General features: G+C 66.9%; 17 protein-coding genes. 11 read left to right on the plus strand and 6 right to left on the minus strand.

Annotation, left to right across the window (positions count from 1 at the left end):
• Nucleotides 1-7 precede the first annotated feature (7 nt).
• The 3 genes from ACV7NQ_RS14095 (at nucleotide 8) to ACV7NQ_RS14105 (ending at nucleotide 2,474) form a co-directional block, all read left to right on the plus strand.
• Nucleotides 8-1,531: an ATP-binding protein gene (locus ACV7NQ_RS14095; RefSeq protein ID WP_463360062.1), complete on the plus strand. Its 1,524-nt coding sequence runs from the start codon at nucleotides 8-10 to the stop codon at nucleotides 1,529-1,531.
• On the plus strand, nucleotides 1,531-1,884 hold the full coding sequence (locus tag ACV7NQ_RS14100; protein WP_463360063.1) for a UBP-type zinc finger domain-containing protein: 354 nt from the start codon (nucleotides 1,531-1,533) through the stop codon (nucleotides 1,882-1,884). Before ACV7NQ_RS14095 ends, ACV7NQ_RS14100 begins: the two co-directional genes overlap by 1 nt.
• A gap of 98 nt (nucleotides 1,885-1,982) precedes the next feature.
• Nucleotides 1,983-2,474 (plus strand): hypothetical protein, encoded by a 492-nt coding sequence (locus ACV7NQ_RS14105; RefSeq protein ID WP_463360064.1) that lies wholly within the window; start codon nucleotides 1,983-1,985, stop codon nucleotides 2,472-2,474.
• 75 nt (nucleotides 2,475-2,549) lie between these two features.
• Here ACV7NQ_RS14105 and ACV7NQ_RS14110 read toward each other — a convergent pair whose 3' ends face one another.
• Complete coding sequence (locus ACV7NQ_RS14110) at nucleotides 2,550-3,158, minus strand: hypothetical protein (protein WP_463360065.1); 609 nt, start codon at nucleotides 3,156-3,158, stop codon at nucleotides 2,550-2,552.
• Between the two features lie 353 nt (nucleotides 3,159-3,511).
• Between ACV7NQ_RS14110 and ACV7NQ_RS14115 the strand changes: the two genes are divergently transcribed.
• The 3 genes from ACV7NQ_RS14115 (at nucleotide 3,512) to ACV7NQ_RS14125 (ending at nucleotide 7,576) form a co-directional block, all read left to right on the plus strand.
• On the plus strand, nucleotides 3,512-5,752 hold the full coding sequence (locus ACV7NQ_RS14115) for an AAA family ATPase (RefSeq protein ID WP_463360066.1): 2,241 nt from the start codon (nucleotides 3,512-3,514) through the stop codon (nucleotides 5,750-5,752).
• A 127-nt stretch (nucleotides 5,753-5,879) separates the two neighbouring features.
• Nucleotides 5,880-7,187 (plus strand): hypothetical protein, encoded by a 1,308-nt coding sequence (locus tag ACV7NQ_RS14120; protein ID WP_463360067.1) that lies wholly within the window; start codon nucleotides 5,880-5,882, stop codon nucleotides 7,185-7,187.
• 224 nt (nucleotides 7,188-7,411) lie between these two features.
• Nucleotides 7,412-7,576 carry a hypothetical protein gene (locus ACV7NQ_RS14125; protein WP_463366108.1) on the plus strand — a complete coding sequence of 55 codons (165 nt, stop codon included), beginning with the start codon at nucleotides 7,412-7,414 and terminating at the stop codon, nucleotides 7,574-7,576.
• A gap of 10 nt (nucleotides 7,577-7,586) precedes the next feature.
• Here the strand turns inward: ACV7NQ_RS14125 and ACV7NQ_RS14130 are convergent, their stop codons facing one another.
• From ACV7NQ_RS14130 to ACV7NQ_RS14150, 5 genes are all read right to left on the minus strand, one after another.
• Complete coding sequence (locus tag ACV7NQ_RS14130; RefSeq protein ID WP_463360068.1) at nucleotides 7,587-8,891, minus strand: DUF5933 domain-containing protein; 1,305 nt, start codon at nucleotides 8,889-8,891, stop codon at nucleotides 7,587-7,589.
• A gap of 125 nt (nucleotides 8,892-9,016) precedes the next feature.
• Nucleotides 9,017-10,162: a glutamate--cysteine ligase gene (locus ACV7NQ_RS14135; RefSeq protein ID WP_463360069.1), complete on the minus strand. Its 1,146-nt coding sequence runs from the start codon at nucleotides 10,160-10,162 to the stop codon at nucleotides 9,017-9,019.
• A gap of 13 nt (nucleotides 10,163-10,175) precedes the next feature.
• On the minus strand, nucleotides 10,176-10,841 hold the full coding sequence (gene sodC / locus ACV7NQ_RS14140; RefSeq protein ID WP_463360070.1) for a superoxide dismutase[Cu-Zn]: 666 nt from the start codon (nucleotides 10,839-10,841) through the stop codon (nucleotides 10,176-10,178).
• A 129-nt stretch (nucleotides 10,842-10,970) separates the two neighbouring features.
• Entirely contained in the window at nucleotides 10,971-11,522 is a 552-nt protein-coding gene (locus ACV7NQ_RS14145; RefSeq protein ID WP_463360071.1) for a LytR C-terminal domain-containing protein, read from the minus strand.
• A 34-nt stretch (nucleotides 11,523-11,556) separates the two neighbouring features.
• Nucleotides 11,557-11,913, minus strand: a complete 357-nt coding sequence (locus tag ACV7NQ_RS14150) for a DUF3263 domain-containing protein (protein WP_463360072.1) — start codon at nucleotides 11,911-11,913, stop codon at nucleotides 11,557-11,559.
• Between the two features lie 187 nt (nucleotides 11,914-12,100).
• Here ACV7NQ_RS14150 and ACV7NQ_RS14155 point away from each other — a divergent pair, with 187 nt between their 5' ends.
• From ACV7NQ_RS14155 to fahA, 5 genes are all read left to right on the plus strand, one after another.
• Nucleotides 12,101-12,691 (plus strand): peptide deformylase, encoded by a 591-nt coding sequence (locus ACV7NQ_RS14155; protein WP_463360073.1) that lies wholly within the window; start codon nucleotides 12,101-12,103, stop codon nucleotides 12,689-12,691.
• Entirely contained in the window at nucleotides 12,681-13,664 is a 984-nt protein-coding gene (locus tag ACV7NQ_RS14160; protein WP_463360074.1) for an N-acetylglutamate synthase, CG3035 family, read from the plus strand. Before ACV7NQ_RS14155 ends, ACV7NQ_RS14160 begins: the two co-directional genes overlap by 11 nt.
• A 54-nt stretch (nucleotides 13,665-13,718) precedes the next feature.
• Nucleotides 13,719-14,534: an exodeoxyribonuclease III gene (locus ACV7NQ_RS14165; RefSeq protein ID WP_463360075.1), complete on the plus strand. Its 816-nt coding sequence runs from the start codon at nucleotides 13,719-13,721 to the stop codon at nucleotides 14,532-14,534.
• 238 nt (nucleotides 14,535-14,772) lie between these two features.
• Nucleotides 14,773-15,969, plus strand: coding sequence for a homogentisate 1,2-dioxygenase domain-containing protein (locus ACV7NQ_RS14170; RefSeq protein WP_463360076.1), 1,197 nt, complete (start codon nucleotides 14,773-14,775; stop codon nucleotides 15,967-15,969).
• On the plus strand, nucleotides 15,966-17,144 hold the full coding sequence (fahA, locus tag ACV7NQ_RS14175; RefSeq protein WP_463360077.1) for a fumarylacetoacetase: 1,179 nt from the start codon (nucleotides 15,966-15,968) through the stop codon (nucleotides 17,142-17,144). Before ACV7NQ_RS14170 ends, fahA begins: the two co-directional genes overlap by 4 nt.
• Nucleotides 17,145-17,238 lie beyond the last annotated feature (94 nt).

Genomic DNA, 17,238 nt, shown 5'->3' on the forward strand with positions numbered 1-17,238 from the left:
GGCTGGAATGACCACCAAAGAAACAGCCGCGCGCAGCAGCCGGCTCGTCTGCGAACCCGCGGAATTGCGGACCCTGTTCCTGTTCGAGAAGCTCACCGACGAGCAGCTCGAATGGCTGTGCACCGACGGGCGGGTCGAAACCATCGAGCCCGGCCTGGTTTACCGCGAGGGCGAACCGGCGACCTGCTTCTACGTGCTGATGGACGGCGAAGTGGTGTTGACCAAGCTGTCGGGCGGCACCGAGATCGAAATGGTCCGCACCGAGCACAGGGGCGCCTACGCGGGCGCCTGGATGTCCTACATGGGCGACAAGGTCGACCAGACCTACAACGGGTCGATGTCGGTGACGCGACCGTCGCGGTTCTTCGTGGTGGACGGCGACATCTTCGCCAGGATGATGCACGAGTGGTTCCCGATGGCGGTGCACCTGCTGGAGGGCGCGTTCTTCGGCAACCGCAACTCCAACGAACGCATCGCCCAGCGGGAGCGGCTGCTCGCGTTGGGGTCGCTGTCGGCGGGCCTGACCCACGAGCTGAACAATCCGGCGGCCGCGGCGGTCCGTGCCACCTCGGGTTTGCGCGAGCGGGTCGCCGGGATGCGGCACAAGCTGGCGATGATGGCGGAGGGCAAGTTCGACACCGAATCCCTCGCCCCGCTGGTGCGGTTGCAGGAGGAGGCGGCGGCGCAGGTCGCGAAGGCACCCGAACTGACACCGATGGAGGCGGCCGATCGCGAGGACATGCTCAGCGAATGGCTGGAGGAGCACGGCATCGGCGACGCCTGGAATCTGGCGCCGAATTTCGTGCAGGCCGGTTTCGATGTCGACTGGCTGGAGCGGGTGGCCGCTACCCTCGACGGGTGCCAGGATCAGGTGTTCCAGGGCGCGATCCGATGGCTGAATTACACCATCGAGACCGAGCTGCTGATGAACGAGATCGCCGACTCGACCACCCGCATCTCCTCGCTGGTCGGTGCGGCCAAACAGTATTCGCAGATGGACCGGGCGCCGTTTCAGGTGATCGACATCCACGAATTGCTCGACAGCACGCTGGTGATGCTCAGCCGCAAGATCGGCGACGGGGTGCAGGTGGTCAAGGAGTACGACCGCACCCTGCCGCAAGTGCCCTGCTACGCGGCGGAATTGAATCAGGTCTGGACGAACCTGATCGACAACGCTGTGTACGCGATGAATGGCCGGGGCACCCTGACGATTCGCACCAGGATCGAAAACGACTGTGCCGTCGTCGAAATCGGTGACACCGGGCCGGGCGTCCCAGCCGAGTTGCGCAGCCGCATCTTCGAACCGTTCTTCACCACCAAGCCGGTCGGCGAGGGCACCGGCCTCGGCCTGGACATCTCCTTCCGGATCGTTGTGAACAAGCACGGCGGCGATATCCAGCTCGACTCCGAGCCGGGCAACACGCGATTCACCGTTTTGCTGCCGCTGCACAGTGCCGAGGAAAACTCGGCCGATGGCAGCATTGTCGACAACAATCAGGGCGAATCGGAATCCACCGCAGGAGGTCACTGATGGCACAAGAGCTGGAGGGGATCGACCCCACCGTCGCACCGAGCGGACCCGGCTGTCTGGAATGTGAAGCGGCACAGGGTTGGTGGGTGCACCTGCGCCGGTGCGCGCAGTGCGGGCATATCGGCTGCTGCGACACCTCACCCGCGCAGCACGCCTCCAAGCACGCCAAATACACCGAGCACCCGTTCATTCAGAGCTTCGAGCCGGGCGAAGACTGGTTCTATGACTTCCGCTCGGCGGAAATGTACAGCGGCGGACCGGATTTGGCCCCACCGACCAGCCACCCGGTCGACCAGCAGGTGCCGGGCCCGCGCGGTCGTGTGCCCGCCGATTGGCAGGCCCATATTCACTGACTTCAGCGATCGATTGGGAGATCGCAAGGCGCCCATCGCAGAGTGGAGCGACAGCGCCGGTCGGCCGGACCGGCACCCCGAACCGTGCGGAGCCTCCCATGACCACGACCCGACCGCACCCGGTACGCTGCACCGAACGCGCCGGAGGCTCCGGCGCCAAGAGTCACCGGGAAAAGCACGTGATGAAGCGAACTTCCGCCGTCGCCCTGGCCATCGGGGCGGTGGCTCTGCTGCTGGCAGGCTGCAGTGGATCGAACGAATCCACCGACGCGAACGGCCTGCGCAAGGGCACGACCGGCACCAATACCAGCGCCGCGCCGACCACCGGCGGTGGCGCGCCGACCACGCCGGCCCTGGCGGGCGGCGGCTCGGGTGGTCCGGCATCGCAGACCACCTGCGGGCAGTTCAAGGCGCTCGACAGTACCGCGGAGAAGTCGGCGATCGAGCAGATGCTCGCCGAGAATCCGGACAGCCCCTTCGCGGGCAGCCCGAATGTCGCCCTCGGCACCGCGAAACTGGTCTGCCTGGCCCCGAGCTATGCCGACACCACAGTGGTCGTCGCCGCCGGGATCGTCGAAAAGGCCAAGTAGAAACGCCTCTCGCTAAAGCAGAACGCGCGTGCGCGGCGCCAAGCCGCACACGCGCGTTCGTCATGCTGTCACTACTCAGGGCTGACCGGTGGCCAGCGCGGTCAACGCGTCGATGAACGGCTGACCGCCCGTGGCCGCACCGCCCGCGAGCGCACCGAGAACAATTCCGGTCGGGCCGGTGATCAGGCTGAAGATGCCGAACCCGAGCAGACCACCGATGAATCCTCCGAGCAGGCCGCCCACGATCATGCCGAGGATGTTCTGGTTGGCCTGCTGCACGAAGTTGTCGAAGGAGCTGATGTCCTTCAATTCGGCGATGTCCTTCGTGCTCACTTCCGGTGTCAACGTGAGGCTTCGACCGCTGTCGTCGATCTTGTATGCCACCGGGATGGCGTGCCCGGCGACCTCGAAGGACAGCGGTACCTCGGCGACGACAGCCCCACCCTCGGCCTGCACGATCACCGCGGCGCCGTTCCCGCTGAGCGCGAACTTTCCGGCATCGAGGGTGGTGGTCACGATCTTGGCATCTCGGGAAAGCGCTGTGTTGTAGCCGATGCCCTGCTCGACACCCGAGGTGGACACGGCCTGGTCGATTGCCGCCGGCTGCGCGTCTGCGGTGCCCGCGGTAATTCCCACCGCCGCGATGGCCATGAATGCGATCGCGCTGAACTTTCCGAACTTCATTCTTTGAATCCCCTCCCAAAAAACGGCCGCCCCCGTTTGGACTGGCCGTGGGCGACGTTACTCCAGGCCGCAAGTGACTGGGACACAAGGGTTTAGCGCGATCGCGGTGGCGGTGCGGACCCATTTCGAACGCGAAATGACTGGTCGGTGCCATCTCGCACCGCGCATGCGCCACAATGTCGATACCGGCGACGATGTGCGGTCCTTTTCGGTTCCGTGAAAACATTCACAATTCTGCGCGCCAGACGCGAATAGCGGGCCCGAGCACGCGGTCGGCGCTGATTTTCCGCGCATCTCGGACCTATCCGACGGTCTACCGGCCAACCACGCCCGGGCGCGGGCAGAATGGCACGGTGGCAGAACTGGCTCTCACCGCCCGACTGAACCCTTCCGCGGCCGATGCGCGCCGTGGCGTGGTCCGGCTGCATCCGGAGGCGCTGACCGCACTCGGGCTGCGCGAGTGGGACGGGATCGCGTTGATCGGGTCACGGCGCACCGCGGCGGTCGTCGGCGTCGCGCCCGCGGACACACCCGCCGGGGTGGCGCTGCTGGATGACGTCACGCTCTCCAACGCGGGCCTGCGCGAGGACGCCACCGTGGTGGTGGCGCCAGCGACCGTGTACGGCGCGAAGCGGATCTCGGTGACCGGATCGGTGCACGCCACCCGGACCATCCCGGCGGCGACACTGCGCCAAGCGCTGCTCGGCAAGGTCGTCACGGTCGGTGACGCGGTCTCGCTGCTGCCACGCGACCTCGGCCCCGATATCAGCTCTTCCGCTGCCACCCAAGCACTTTCACGCACTTTCGGCATCGCCTGGACCACCGAACTGCTCACCGTGACCGCCACCGACCCCGGTCCTGGCCCGGTGAGCGTCCAGCCGAACACCGCCGTCGACTGGGGTGCGGGAGTGGTGGCCGCGCGCGATGCCGCCGATCGCGCGGCAGCCGGGGCGCCGCAGTCCGCCGAGCCGGTGGAGGCCCTGCTCGCGACCAACGGCGCCGGATCCGGCCGGCGCACCGCCACGGCCGAGGCGACCGTGATCGCGGTGGAGGATCTGGCAGGTGCGCACGGGCAGGCCGCGAAACTCACCGAATGGCTCAGCCTCGCGCTCGACGAGCCGGAGCTGCTGAAAACCCTCGGCGCCACACCACGTCTCGGCGTGCTCATCACCGGCCCCGCCGGGGTGGGCAAGGCCACGCTCGCGCGCGCGGTGACGGCGCCGCGCCGCCTTGTCGAGCTGGACGGTCCGACCATCGGGGCAGCCGAGAGCGGCACCCGACTGCGCGAGGTCGCCGCGGCGGTGGCCGAGGTCGGTTCCGGACAGGGCGGGATCCTGCTCATCACCGATATCGACGCACTGCTGCCCGCACAGGCCGAACCGGTGGCCACGCTCATCCTGGACCAGCTACGCGCGGCGGTGGCCGAGACCTGTGTGGCATTCCTCGCGACCACGGCCCATCCTGCCGGAATCGACACGCGGGTGCGCGCGCCCGATCTGTGTGATCGCGAACTCACCCTGGCGCTGCCGACCGCCGCGGTGCGCAAGGCACTGCTAGAGCAGCTACTGCGCAAGGTCCCGACCCAGGAACTCGAGCTGGACGAAATCGCGGCAAGGACACCGGGTTTCGTGGTGTCCGACCTGGCGGCACTGTGCCGGGAGGCGGCGCTGCGCGCGGCATCGCGTGCCAGCAAACAACATTCGGATCCCGAGCTCACCCAGGCGGATCTGCTCGGCGCACTCGAGGTGATCCGCCCGCTGTCGCGTTCCGGGATGGAGGAACTCGCCATCGGCAGCCTGGGCCTGGACGACGTCGGCGACATGGTCGAGACCAAACAGGCACTGACCGAGACCGTGCTCTGGCCGCTGCGTCATCCGGATTCGTTCGCCCGCTTGGGCGTTGATCCGCCGCGCGGTGTGCTGCTGTACGGTCCGCCCGGCTGCGGCAAGACCTTCCTGGTACGCGCGCTGGCGGGCACCGGCCAGCTCAGCGTGCACGCGGTGAAGGGCGCCGAGCTGATGGACAAGTGGGTCGGCGCATCCGAGCGCGCGGTGCGCGAATTGTTCCAGCGCGCACGCGATTCCGCGCCTTCGCTGATCTTCCTGGATGAGGTGGACGCGCTGGCGCCGCGGCGCGGCCAGGGCAGCGATTCCGGTGTCGGGGATCGGGTGGTCGCTGCGCTGCTCACCGAACTCGACGGGGTGGAGCCGCTGCGTGATGTGGTGGTGCTCGGCGCGACGAACCGGCCGGAGCTCGTCGATCCCGCGCTCTTGCGCCCCGGGCGGCTGGAGCGGCTGGTGTTCGTGCCGCCGCCGGACGCCGCTGCCCGGTTGGCCATCCTGCGCACCGCGGGCCGATCGGTGCCGCTGGCCGATGATGTCGACCTCACCGCGCTCGCCGCCGACCTGGACGGGTACTCCGCGGCCGACTGCGCCGCCATGTTGCGCGAGGCCGCGCTCGCCGCGATGCGCCGGGATATGGACGCCGCCGATGTCACCGCGGCGGATGTCGCGGCGGCCAGGGCAGCGGTGCGGCCGTCGCTAAATCCCGACCAGGTCGAGTCGCTGCGCCGGTACGCCGACAGCCGCGGTTGACGCATCGATCTATAGCAAAACAAACTCACTGTAATTGGCGTTTTCCTGGCCTTCCAATGGCTTCGACATGCACGGCGAAGTGATGCCAATCACAGGTTCGGCCGGTCCGCGCAGGTATGTTCGCAACGTGCGGAGGATTGGCGATGCGTTCGACGCGGTCTCGGCCCTTCTGGGGGCCGCGGTCGCTGGTGTGGCGCTGGTATTGCCGATCACCTTCGCCTGGACCGGCCAGAGCACGCCGTATCAGGTGGCCAGCCTCGTCGACAGCGTGCCGCGCGGCGCGGCGATCGGCGTGATCGTCGCGGTCGCGGTGGCGGTGCTCGTGACCACGTTCACCCGGCCGGTGGCGGGCTGGGCGACGGCCATGGGCGGTGCGCTCGGCATGTTCGTCAATCACTTTGCCGGACGCCATGTTTCCTCGCCCGACATGCTCACCACGCAGAACTATCTGGACTCGGTCTGCGCTGGCGTCCTGCTTGGCGCACTGGGCGCCGCCGTGCTGCGCAGGCCTGGCCCCGCGGCCGGATTCGCACTGGGCGGCGCGGCCTTCTTCGTCTTCGGCGACCTCGCCGAGCTACTGGACATCGCCGATCAAGACCCGTACGCCGTGCTGGCGACACCGCCGCGATGGCTCATCGCCGCGGCGTTCTGTTTCCTGCTCATCAGCACCTGCGGCAACCGGTCGCGGCCCACGCAGCGGCGCGCGCCGCGGATGGCCATCGAACTGCCCGTGACGCCGATCCTCGCGGCCACGGTGCTCGCCCTGGTGGTTCTCGTCGTCACCGAATGGCTGGCCCGCCAATACCAGGACGCGCCCGATGTCAGTCACGCGGTGGATATCGGACTCGCGGTGGCGGCGACGGCGCTCGCCGCCACGGCCGCGGCCATGCTGCTGCCCGGCCGGGACGGTGCCGGCGTGTATCTCGCGGCGAGCCTGGTGCCCGTCGCCGATGCGCTCGGCTACGCCCCGCGACCCGGCTGGAGTGTGCTCGCGGTGATCGCGCTGACCGCCATCGGGCTGTTCATCGGCGTCCGGCTGCCCGCGCTGTGGTTCGCGATCATGCTGATCGCCGGGCTCTCGGTGTACGCCATCGTCACCGCCACGAACGACAGCCGCAGCATGCTCGCGATCGGCAGCGGTGCCCTCGCACTGACGGCCGGTTATTGTTGCGGCACGGCCCGTCCCCGCTACGCGCCGAGCGGCGTGCTCGCGATCGCGGCGCTCTACCTGCCCTCGATCATTACCGCGGTGCCACGCCAGCACAACGGCTGGCCGCCCCCCGTCGGTGCCGCCAGCACCTCGATACCTGGTGAAACCGCGCTCGCGATCACGATCTGCTCGGCCGTCGGGTTGGCCGCGCTGCACCGCTTCCGGCCGCGCAGCCGTCCGCAGCCGGACGACCGCACCGAAGACGACAAATTTGCGGACCTATAGCCGATCCGCAACGATATGGCCGGCGCCATACTCGTCCGGGCGACCGAAACCCAGGCTCCGCGTATCATTTACCCGCATCGCCCAGCCTGGGTGCTGATGGCCGGGTCGGTGATCACCAGCCTGCTCACGCTGTATGTCGTTGCGCGCGTGTGGAGCAAGGCATTCTATCGGACCACCCGGCGGCTGGAGCGACTGCTGATCGCCTCCTTCGAGCGTCCGGCCGAATGGCAGCCCACCGAGCAATGTCCTGGCTGCTTGTCCTGGTCGGCCTGTTCACTCTGCTCACCGCCCCGGTCATGGCGCACCTGATCGGCTGCACCGCCTACCGCGAGCAGCGCAACCGCGACAGCCTATTCCGGGTCAACGAACTCGGCGACGACATCGACTGAGTGGCCTGGGTCAGCGATCGGCCGTCTCCAGTTGCGTGACAACGAATTCGGGACGCATGGCGAACCAGGTGGCGTGGAAGGCCGCCGCTATGGCGGCCAGTAGCGCGAGCACCACTGTGCCTGCCAGAACCGGGTATTCGGCCATCGAGACGGCCAGGCAGCGGTAGGCGAGCAGCAGTGTGGCGAGGATGGCGACGCCGAGGGCGACCAGCCGGACGCGGAAAAGTCCCCAGCCGCGCTCGGGTTCGCGCAGCGTGGACTCGACGGTCAGGCAGAGCACCGCGCCCGCGACCAGATCGGCGCCGTAGTGGTAGCCGAAGCCGAGGGTCGCGGTCAGTGTGGCGAGGAGCCAGAACGTGCCGCCCCAGCGCAGCCAGCCCGGTGCGGGACTGCCGTCGGTATCGCGACGGGTGTGCAGGAACACCGACAGCGCCCAGGCCGTGTGCATCGATGGCATGCAGTTGCGCGGGGTGAAGGCGTCGAACGGCAGCAGCGCCGGATTGCGGTCGATCGGCGGCAGCGCAGCCGGCCAGAAACTTCCGACCTGCAACCCGTTGCCGTCTTGGCCGAAGGCGAACATCGGACCCACCACCGGGAAGATCACATAGACGATCGGGCCGAGCAGCCCGAGCGCCAGAAAGGTCCGCACCAGGAAGTGCGCCGGCCACTGCCCGGTCGTGACCACCCGGCGCAGCTGCCACACCGCGACCACGATCGCGGCAACCGGCAACTCGATGTAAACCCAGTGCAGCACTGCGTAAACCGCGGGTCCGAGCGCGTCGACGACGCGCCCCATCACCCAGGACGGGTCACCGAGGGCATGGTCGGCGAGCATGACGTACTCGTCGTACGACGTCGGCCTCGCGACCACGGTGATATGCAGCCAGACATCACCGAACTTGGTGGCGAGGATGAGCAACGCACCCAGCGCGGCGGCATGCAGCGCGTTGCGCCGCTCGGTGCCGCTCCAGCGCAGCCATGCCAGCAACGCCAGCCCGGTGAGCGCAATCACCGGGCCGGTGCCCACTGTCACCGAATCTCCGGCCAGCAGCCGCGCGCCCGCACACACTGCGTCGATGGCGACGGCCGCGCCGATCGCGATGATTCGCCGGCGCATCGAAATGCCGACCAGTGCCAGCACCAGCCCCGCCCATGGCACCGACATGGATTTGGGGGCGCCGACATAGTCGTCCAGGAGGCTCTCCAGCGGGCCCTCGAAACCCTGTCCGGCGGCCACGATCTGTAGGGCGATCAGCAAGATCGGCACAGCAGCGACAGCAGCCGTCACCCCCACCCGAGCATGCGGTACGCGCATCCGCATTGACACAATTCCGACTCTGGAACCCGGGTCTTCGACAAGCACGTCGACCATAGTAAACGGGGGGTGAACGCCAACCCGCTTGCCAACTGAACGGCAGTCGACCGAAACGGTGTAATGCGTTACTGGTCCAACTCTTTGACCAGCGAGTCCACCACCGCGATCAGATCGCCCTGCGCGCCCGCGGCGACTTTTCGTTGCCGCTGATAGGACGCACCACGCTCCGGGATCTCGGCGACCAGTCTCAGCTCGTCCGCGCATCCCAATCGTTTGGCCGTCGGCTCCAACCGATTCAGCAGATCCGTCAGATCGTCGGTGACCAATCGCTCATTACTGTCGGCGTCCACGATGACGATCGCGTCCAGCCCGTAGCGGGCGGCCCGCCACTTGTTCTCCTGCACATGCCACGGTGGCAGGGTCGGCAGCAGCTCGCCGTTTTCGATCCGCTGATCGAGATCGACGATCAGGCAGTGGATGAACGCCGCCATCGCCGCCAGCTCCGTGCGAGTCGAGACGCCGTCGCAGATCCGTACCTCGATGGTGCCCCACTTCGGTGCGGGCCGGATGTCCCAGTGCATGCCGCCGAGTTGTTCGAACACCCCGGTCTTCATCTGGTCGTGCACGAAATGCTCGAACTGCGTCCAGCTTTCGAACTGGAACGGCAGACCCGCGGTCGGCAGCTGCTGGAACATCAGCGTCCGATTGCTGGCGTAGCCGGTATCGGAGCCCGCCCACATCGGCGAGGAAGAGGAGAGCGCGAGCAGATGCGGATACGTCAGCAGCATCGAGTTCAGGATCGGAAAGACTTTGTCCCGGTGCGAAACTCCGACGTGCACGTGCACGCCCCAGATCATCATCTGGCGGCCCCACCACTGCGTGCGTTCGATCAACTCGTCGTAGTGCGGCGAACGGGTGAGTTGCTGGGCCGACCATTGCGCGAAGGGGTGCGTGCCCGCACAGAACAGATCGACGCCGAGCGGATCGGCGGCACGGCGCACGGCACCCATGGTGCCGCTCAAATCGTCGACCGCCTCGCCGACGGTGTTGTGCACGCCGGTCACCAACTCGACGGTGTTGCGCAGCAATTCCTTGGTCACCTGCGGGGTGCCATCGTGGGCACGCAGATCACCGACCGAATCGAACACGGCCGCAGCCGTATTCGACAAATCGCGGGTCACCTTGTCGACTAGTGCAATCTCCCATTCGACACCGATGGTCGGCCGGGGCGAACCGTCGAAGCGAACCCGCTCGATTCCTGCCCCGGCCATATTGGCACTGTTCCTACTGGATGACGCCGCAGGCGACGCGGCTGCCCGCGTCGCCGGTTGCCATCGTCATCTCGTCCGGGCCGGCAACGCCGTCGGCGCGGACATAACGGTTGGGGATATTGGCGAAGTTGTCGGCGTCGGAGTGGATAATCAGGGCCTTGCCCTTGATGTCGTCCAGGGTCACCGCGTCGGTGGTGGTGACGAGCTTGGCCGAACCGTCGCCGCGCACCTCCAGCGAGGTCAGGTCACCGCTGGCCGGGTGGGTGTTCGCGCTGCCCAGCTGCAGGTGGCCGCCGGCCGAGAGGAAGTTGCCGGCCGGGCCGCCGGCGGGCGCGACCGAGTTGGCCTCGCACTTGCCGGCCTGGTGGATGTGCAGACCGTGGAAGCCGGGCCGCAGGCCGTTGGCCTCGACGGTGAGCTGCAGGTGGTTGCCATCCTTCACGAAGTTCGCGGAGCCGATGACGGCGCCCGAGGCGTCCTTCAGCTCGACCTTCACGCCGGAATTAGCGGTACCGGATCCGCCGCCAGGAGCGGCCGAACCGGTCCACACCGGGGGTGTGGTTCCCTTGACTTCACTCGACTTCTGGCTGTTGGAGCAGGCAGCGAGGCCGAAGACCGCGACCGCAAGCACCGGGGTCACAGTCCGCCAGGACGGGCGACGAGTTGTGGACGGGGCCATCGGGGAACTCCTTTACTAGTACCGAGTTTACGAGTAAAGCTGGGTAGACACGTTCGTTACCGGACAAGATGATGCCACGCCCGCCGCGTCGCGGGAGTGACCGGGCCGTGTCGCGACGGGCCTCAGTCGTCAGTTACCCGTCACGACGACGGTCACACCCGAACCCGAGTCACCGGTTCCGGTACTGCGCGGCACCGCGGTGGCGCCGAGTTCCTCGGCGATCGCCGTGGCCGCTTCCCGCTCGCCGGGCGTACTTCCATAGAACACAGTCGTTTTCGCGACATTCTCGCCCGGATAGTTACCGACTTCCGAGATCGTCCAGCCGTCGGCGGTGAGTTGACCGGCGGTGCGTGCCGCCAAACCGACGACGAGACTGTTGTTCAGAACCCGCACTGGCACCGCATGATTCGCCGCGGGAGCGGTGGTCGTCGGTGTGGTGGTGCTCGGCGTCGTGCTGCTCGGTGTCGTCGTGGCCGCCACCGTGCTGGTCACGACCGCGGAGGTCACCGGCGGCACGAGCGTCGCGGTGGCGGTATCCGATCCGCTCGCGCCCGAGGTATCGGAGTCGGAGTTCGACAACGACATCGCACCGAGGCCCGCGAAAACAATCGCCAGCGCGATCAACACCATCGCCAGCGCTCGCAACGGCGGTCCGCCGGAGGTGGGATTCGGGTAGCTCACCTGCTCGACCCTAGTCTCAATTCACAGCAACGGGTCATACCTGGAAGCCGAGCCGCCGCGCAGCCCTGGCCTTCTGCCTGCTCGCCCGCAGCCTGCGCAGTCGCTTCACCAGCATCGGGTCGGCGGCCAGCGCCTCCTGCCGGTCCACCACCGCGTTCAGAACCTGGTAGTACCTGGTCGGCGACATGCCGAACAGTTCACGAATGGCCTCTTCCTTGGCTCCTGCGTACTTCCACCACTGCCGCTCGAAGGCCAGAATGTCGTGCTCGCGACGGGTGAGACCGTCGCTGCCATCGTTGTCGGTCTGTGTCGAAATCTCTTCCGTGACCTCTTCGCTCGCAGAAGGGCTGTCCTGGATCGCGGACAGATTCCGTGCCGCTGCGCCGTCCATCTTGCTCCCTCGCCGAGTAACCACCAGACGAAAAATGATGCTTGTACGTCGCGGATTATTGAACCACGGGCCCCTGGGATTGCCGCATCTTCGTTACGGCGTGTTCGCTACTACCTGGTAACGCGTGTCATAGGGGTGAACGCACCCTCACGACCCGCGATCCGGCCCGCCCGCAATAATTGGCCCTATGGCAGTCCTCCCCATCGTGATCGTCGGCGACCCCGTTCTGCACAACCCGACTGAACGGGTTACCCAGACACCGGAGGAGCTCGTCGAGCTGATCGCGGACATGTACGAGACCCTGGATGCCGCCAACGGCGTCGGGTTGGCCGCCAACCAGGTGGGCGTGCCGCTGCGGCTGTTCATCTACGACTGCCCGGACATCGGCTCGGACGGCAAGCCGACCCGACGCAAGGGCGCGGTGATCAATCCTGTGTTGGAGACCTCGGAAATCCCCGAGGGGATGCCGGACCCGGACGACGATGAAGAGGGCTGCCTGTCGGTGCCCGGCGAGCAGTTCCCTACCGGCCGGGCCGAGTGGGCACGAGTCACCGGCACCGATGAGCACGGCAAGCCGGTCGATATCGAGGGCAAGGGCTTCTTCGCGCGCATGCTGCAGCACGAGGTCGGCCATCTCGACGGGTTCCTCTACGTCGACGTGCTGGTCGGGCGCAATGCGCGCGCGGCGAAGAAGGCGATCAAGCATAATGGCTGGGGCAAGCCGGGCGAGAGCTGGATTCCGGGCACGATTGCCGATCCGTTCGGGCATGACGACTGACGCCGCGCTGCCGGATGTTCCGCTCGGCCGCCGCGTCGTGCTGCGGTATCGGCTGCCCGCCGGTTATCCACAATCGCTGACCGATGTGATCGGCGAGCTCCTCTCGCTGGATCCGCCGACGGTGCGGTCCGCGAACGGGCGGATCGTTGCGGTCGCCGCGGATCGGGTCGTGGCGCTGAAAGCGTTGGGGCCGAGGCCGATTCGCACCAAGGAGATCCGGGCGTTGGAAGCCGCGGCGGCCAACGGCTGGCCGGGGATCGAGCACACGTGGATCGACGGCTGGATGGTGCGCGCCGGGCTCGGATACACCGCACGCGCCAATTCCGCTGTACCACTGGGGAGTTCGGATGAGCCCGCAGCTCCCGGCGCGGACACTCTGCGTCGGATCGGCGAGTGGTACACCGCGCACGGGCTGCCACTACAGGTGGCGCTGCCCGACCGGCTCGCTCCCGTTCCGCCCGGCTGGCAGACCTGGCGGCAGACCAAAATGATGGCCATCGATATCGATAATTTCGTGCTGCCACCGGGCCCTTCGATGGTACGTGTCGTGTCGGCGCCCGACGCCGCTTGGCTGACGATGCACCGCTACGAGGGCGAAGACTTTGCGACACAGGATGTTTCCGCGCCGGTGCCGGTACTCGAGGTCCTCACCGCCGTGCACGACGGCGAGGTGGGCTTCGCCTCCCTCGGCCTACCGCAGCCGATAGCGATCGGGCGCGGTGCGTTGACCACCGCGCCGGACGGCCGACGTTGGGTGGGGCTCACCTGTGTGGCGGTGGGAGCCGCGCATCGCAGGCACGGGCTCGGTACCCTGCTGTGCGCCGAGCTGATCCGCTGGGGCCACGATCGCGGTGCGACCCACTCCTACCTTCAGGTGGAGTCCACCAACACCGGAGCCATCGCGCTCTATCGCGAGTTGGGCTTCGTCGAACACCACACCTACCGGTACACCGCGCCGGTGGGCCCTCGCTGAACCCGCCGAGTTCCGGTAGAACAGAGCTATACCCCACTGCTGAGGAAGGCATCCGTGCGTCTCGCGACCTGGAACGTCAATTCGATCCGCTCCCGCCTCGACCGGGTCGCGGAATTCCTCGACCGCCAGGATATCGATGTGCTCGCGATGCAGGAAACCAAGTGCCGCGACGACCAGTTCCCGTTCGAGCGCTTCGACGAACTCGGTTACGAGGTCGCCCATGTCGGCTTGAACCAGTGGAACGGCGTGGCGATCGCCTCTCGGGTCGGCTTGGAGAACGTGGAACTCGCGTTCCCCGGCCAGCCCGGTTTCGACAAGGACGCCGGTGAGTCGCTGATCAGCACGCCGGTCGTGGAATCCCGCGCGCTCGGCGCGACCTGCGGCGGTATGCGCGTCTGGAGCCTGTATGTCCCGAACGGCCGCACTCTGGCCGACCCACACTACGCCTACAAACTGGAATGGCTTGCCGCCCTGCGCGATAACGGCGCCCGCTGGCTCGCCGACGACCCCGAGGCCCAGATCGCCCTCGTCGGCGACTGGAATATCGCCCCCACCGACGACGACGTCTGGTCCGTCGAATTCTTCGCCGACAAAACCCACACCTCCCAGCCGGAACGCGACGCCTTCAACGCCATCGTCGACACCGGCTTCGCCGACGTCATGCGCCCCTTCGCCCCCGGCCCCGGCGTCTACACCTACTGGGACTACACCCAACTGCGCTTCCCCCGAAAAGAAGGCATGCGTATCGATTTCATCCTCGCCACCCCCACCCTCGCCTCCCGCGCCAAGGATGCGACGGTCGACCGCGAGGAACGAAAAGGCAAGGGCGCCAGCGACCACGCCCCCGTAATCGTCGAATTCACCGACTGATATTCAGCGGCACCCACGCCTTCAACGGCTCGGCCCCGCGCTGCGCAACGCCCGATCACGGCGTCGCGCCAATAATTATTCGGCCACAAGGGCCTTTCTCTCGACAAAATATCATGCAACCCCGCATTTTCCCGACAGAATTAGCGCCGCACGGCCGCATTTTCCCACCGCGGTGGAGTGCCGATCACTACGATGGAGATCAACAAATCCGACCAGCGAACTGGCGGGAGATACGGGCATGGCGTTCTATCGACAGGTGGGATCGGTGCCGCCGAAGCGGCACACCCAACATCGCGACAAGCAGGGTCAGCTCTACTACGAGGAGCTGATGGGCGAGGAGGGCTTCTCCGGCGATTCCTCGTTGCTCTATCACCGCGGGTTACCGCCCGCGATCGTCGATTCGACCGTATGGAACTTGCCCGACCAATCGACCACGCCGAATCATCCACTGCGACATCGACATCTGCGGCTGCATGATTTGTTCCCCGGCGATACCCCGGCGGAGACCGACCCCGTCACCGGCCGACGGTTGCTGCTCGGCAATGCCGATGTCCGGATCTCCTACGTGGTGGCCAAGGGTGGGTCGCCGCTGTATCGCAATGCCATCGGCGACGAGCTGGTCTACGTGGAATCCGGTGCCGCGGTGGTGGAAACGGTCTTCGGTGCGGTGCCCGCACGGCAGGGCGACCAGGTACTCATCCCCAGAGCGACCACGCACCGCTGGCTACCGAGCGGACCCGAACCGCTGCGCGCGTACGTGATCGAGGCGTCCAGCCACATCACGCCACCGAAACGCTATCTGTCGAAATTCGGTCAGCTGCTGGAACATTCGCCGTACTGCGAGCGGGATCTACACGGCCCAGTCGAGCTGTCGACCGCAACGGGAACCGATATCGAGGTGCTGGTGAAGCACCGGGCGGGCAGCCGAGTCGTCGGCACCAAAATGGTGTACGCGACCCACCCGTTCGATGTAGTCGGCTGGGATGGCTGCCTATACCCGCTCACCTTCAATATCGCCGACTTCGAGCCGATCACCGGGCGTGTGCACCAACCGCCGCCCGCGCATCAGGCATTCGAGGGCATCAACTTCGTGGTCTGCAATTTCGTGCCGCGCAAGGTCGACTATCACCCCCTCTCGATCCCGGTGCCCTACTACCACTCCAATGTCGACTCCGACGAGATCATGTTCTACTGCGGCGGAAACTACGAGGCGCGCAGGGGTTCCGGGATCGGCCAGGGCTCGGTATCGGTGCACCCGGGCGGCTACGCGCACGGCCCGCAGCCCGGCGCCTACGAGCGCAGCATCGGCCTGGAGTTCTTCGATGAACTGGCCGTCATGGTGGACACCTTCCGGCCGCTGGAACTCGGCGAGGGCGCGCTCGCCTGCGAGGATCCCGGCTACGCCTGGACCTGGTCCGGCCGGGGTCCGGTATGAAAAGGCGCATCGAGGTACCCGCCGATTCCCTTTTCGGCCACGACAATCTGCCCTACGGCGTGTTCGCGACCGCATCGGCGGACTACCGCGTCGGCGCTCGACTTGCCAACTCGGTCATCGATCTGGCTGTGGCACTGGATGATCCGGTGTTCGTTCAGCCCAGCCTCAATGCCTTCATGGCGCAGGGGCCGCGACGCTGGCGCGAAGTGCGCGACCGGCTGCGCACCCTTTCCAACACCGAAATCCCGACCGAGGCAGTGCATCTGCTGTCGGATGTGACATTGACACTGCCGGTGCAGGTTGCGGACTATGTCGACTTCTATGCCAGCATCGATCACGCTACCAACCTGGGTCGCCTGTTCCGCCCGGATTCCGAACCGCTGCTATCGAATTGGCGGCATCTGCCGGTCGGCTACCACGGCAGGTCCGGCACCGTCGTGGTGTCCGGCACCGAAATCGTGCGGCCTTGCGGACAGCGTAGAACCGATTCGGGCACACCGGATTTCGGCCCGACCCGCCAGCTCGATATCGAGGCCGAACTCGGCTTCGTGGTCGGCGTCGGCTCCGAACTAGGCACGTCGATCGGCACCGATGACTTCGCCGAGCACGTCTTCGGCGTCGCCCTGGTCAACGACTGGTCCGCGCGCGACATCCAGGCGTGGGAGTATCAGCCGCTCGGGCCGTTCCTCGGCAAGTCCTTCGCGACCTCGCTCTCGGCCTGGATCACCCCGTTGGCGGCTCTGGACGCCGCCCGGCTGCCGATACCGGAGCAATCCCCGGAGCCGCTGCCCTATCTGCGGGGGGAGCAGCCGTGGGGACTCGACATCAACCTGGCGGTGAGCTGGAACGGCCAGGTGGTCTCGCACCCGCCCTATGCACGCATGTATTGGTCACCGGCGCAGATGCTCGCCCATCTGACCGCGAACGGCGCCGCCACTCGCACCGGCGATCTCTACGCGTCGGGCACCATCTCTGGACCGGAGCCGGATCAGCGCGGCTCGTTCATCGAATTATCCTGGGGTGGAACGGAACCCATCGCAATCAACGGACAGAGACACACTTTTCTGGAGGACGACGACGAGGTGATCATCACCGCGTCCGCACCTGGCCCCGACGTGCAGCGCATCGGCCTGGGCGAGGTGCGTGGTCGCATCTGGCCCAACCACAACGCCTGAGTTCGGGCAGCGGCCTATTGGGCCGCGCGACGACCTCGTCCCCGACCGGAACCGGACCGGTCGGGGACGAGCTTCTATTGCGATGAATTCCCGT

The sequence above is a fragment of the Nocardia sp. Tas62D01 genome (assembly GCF_055232035.1).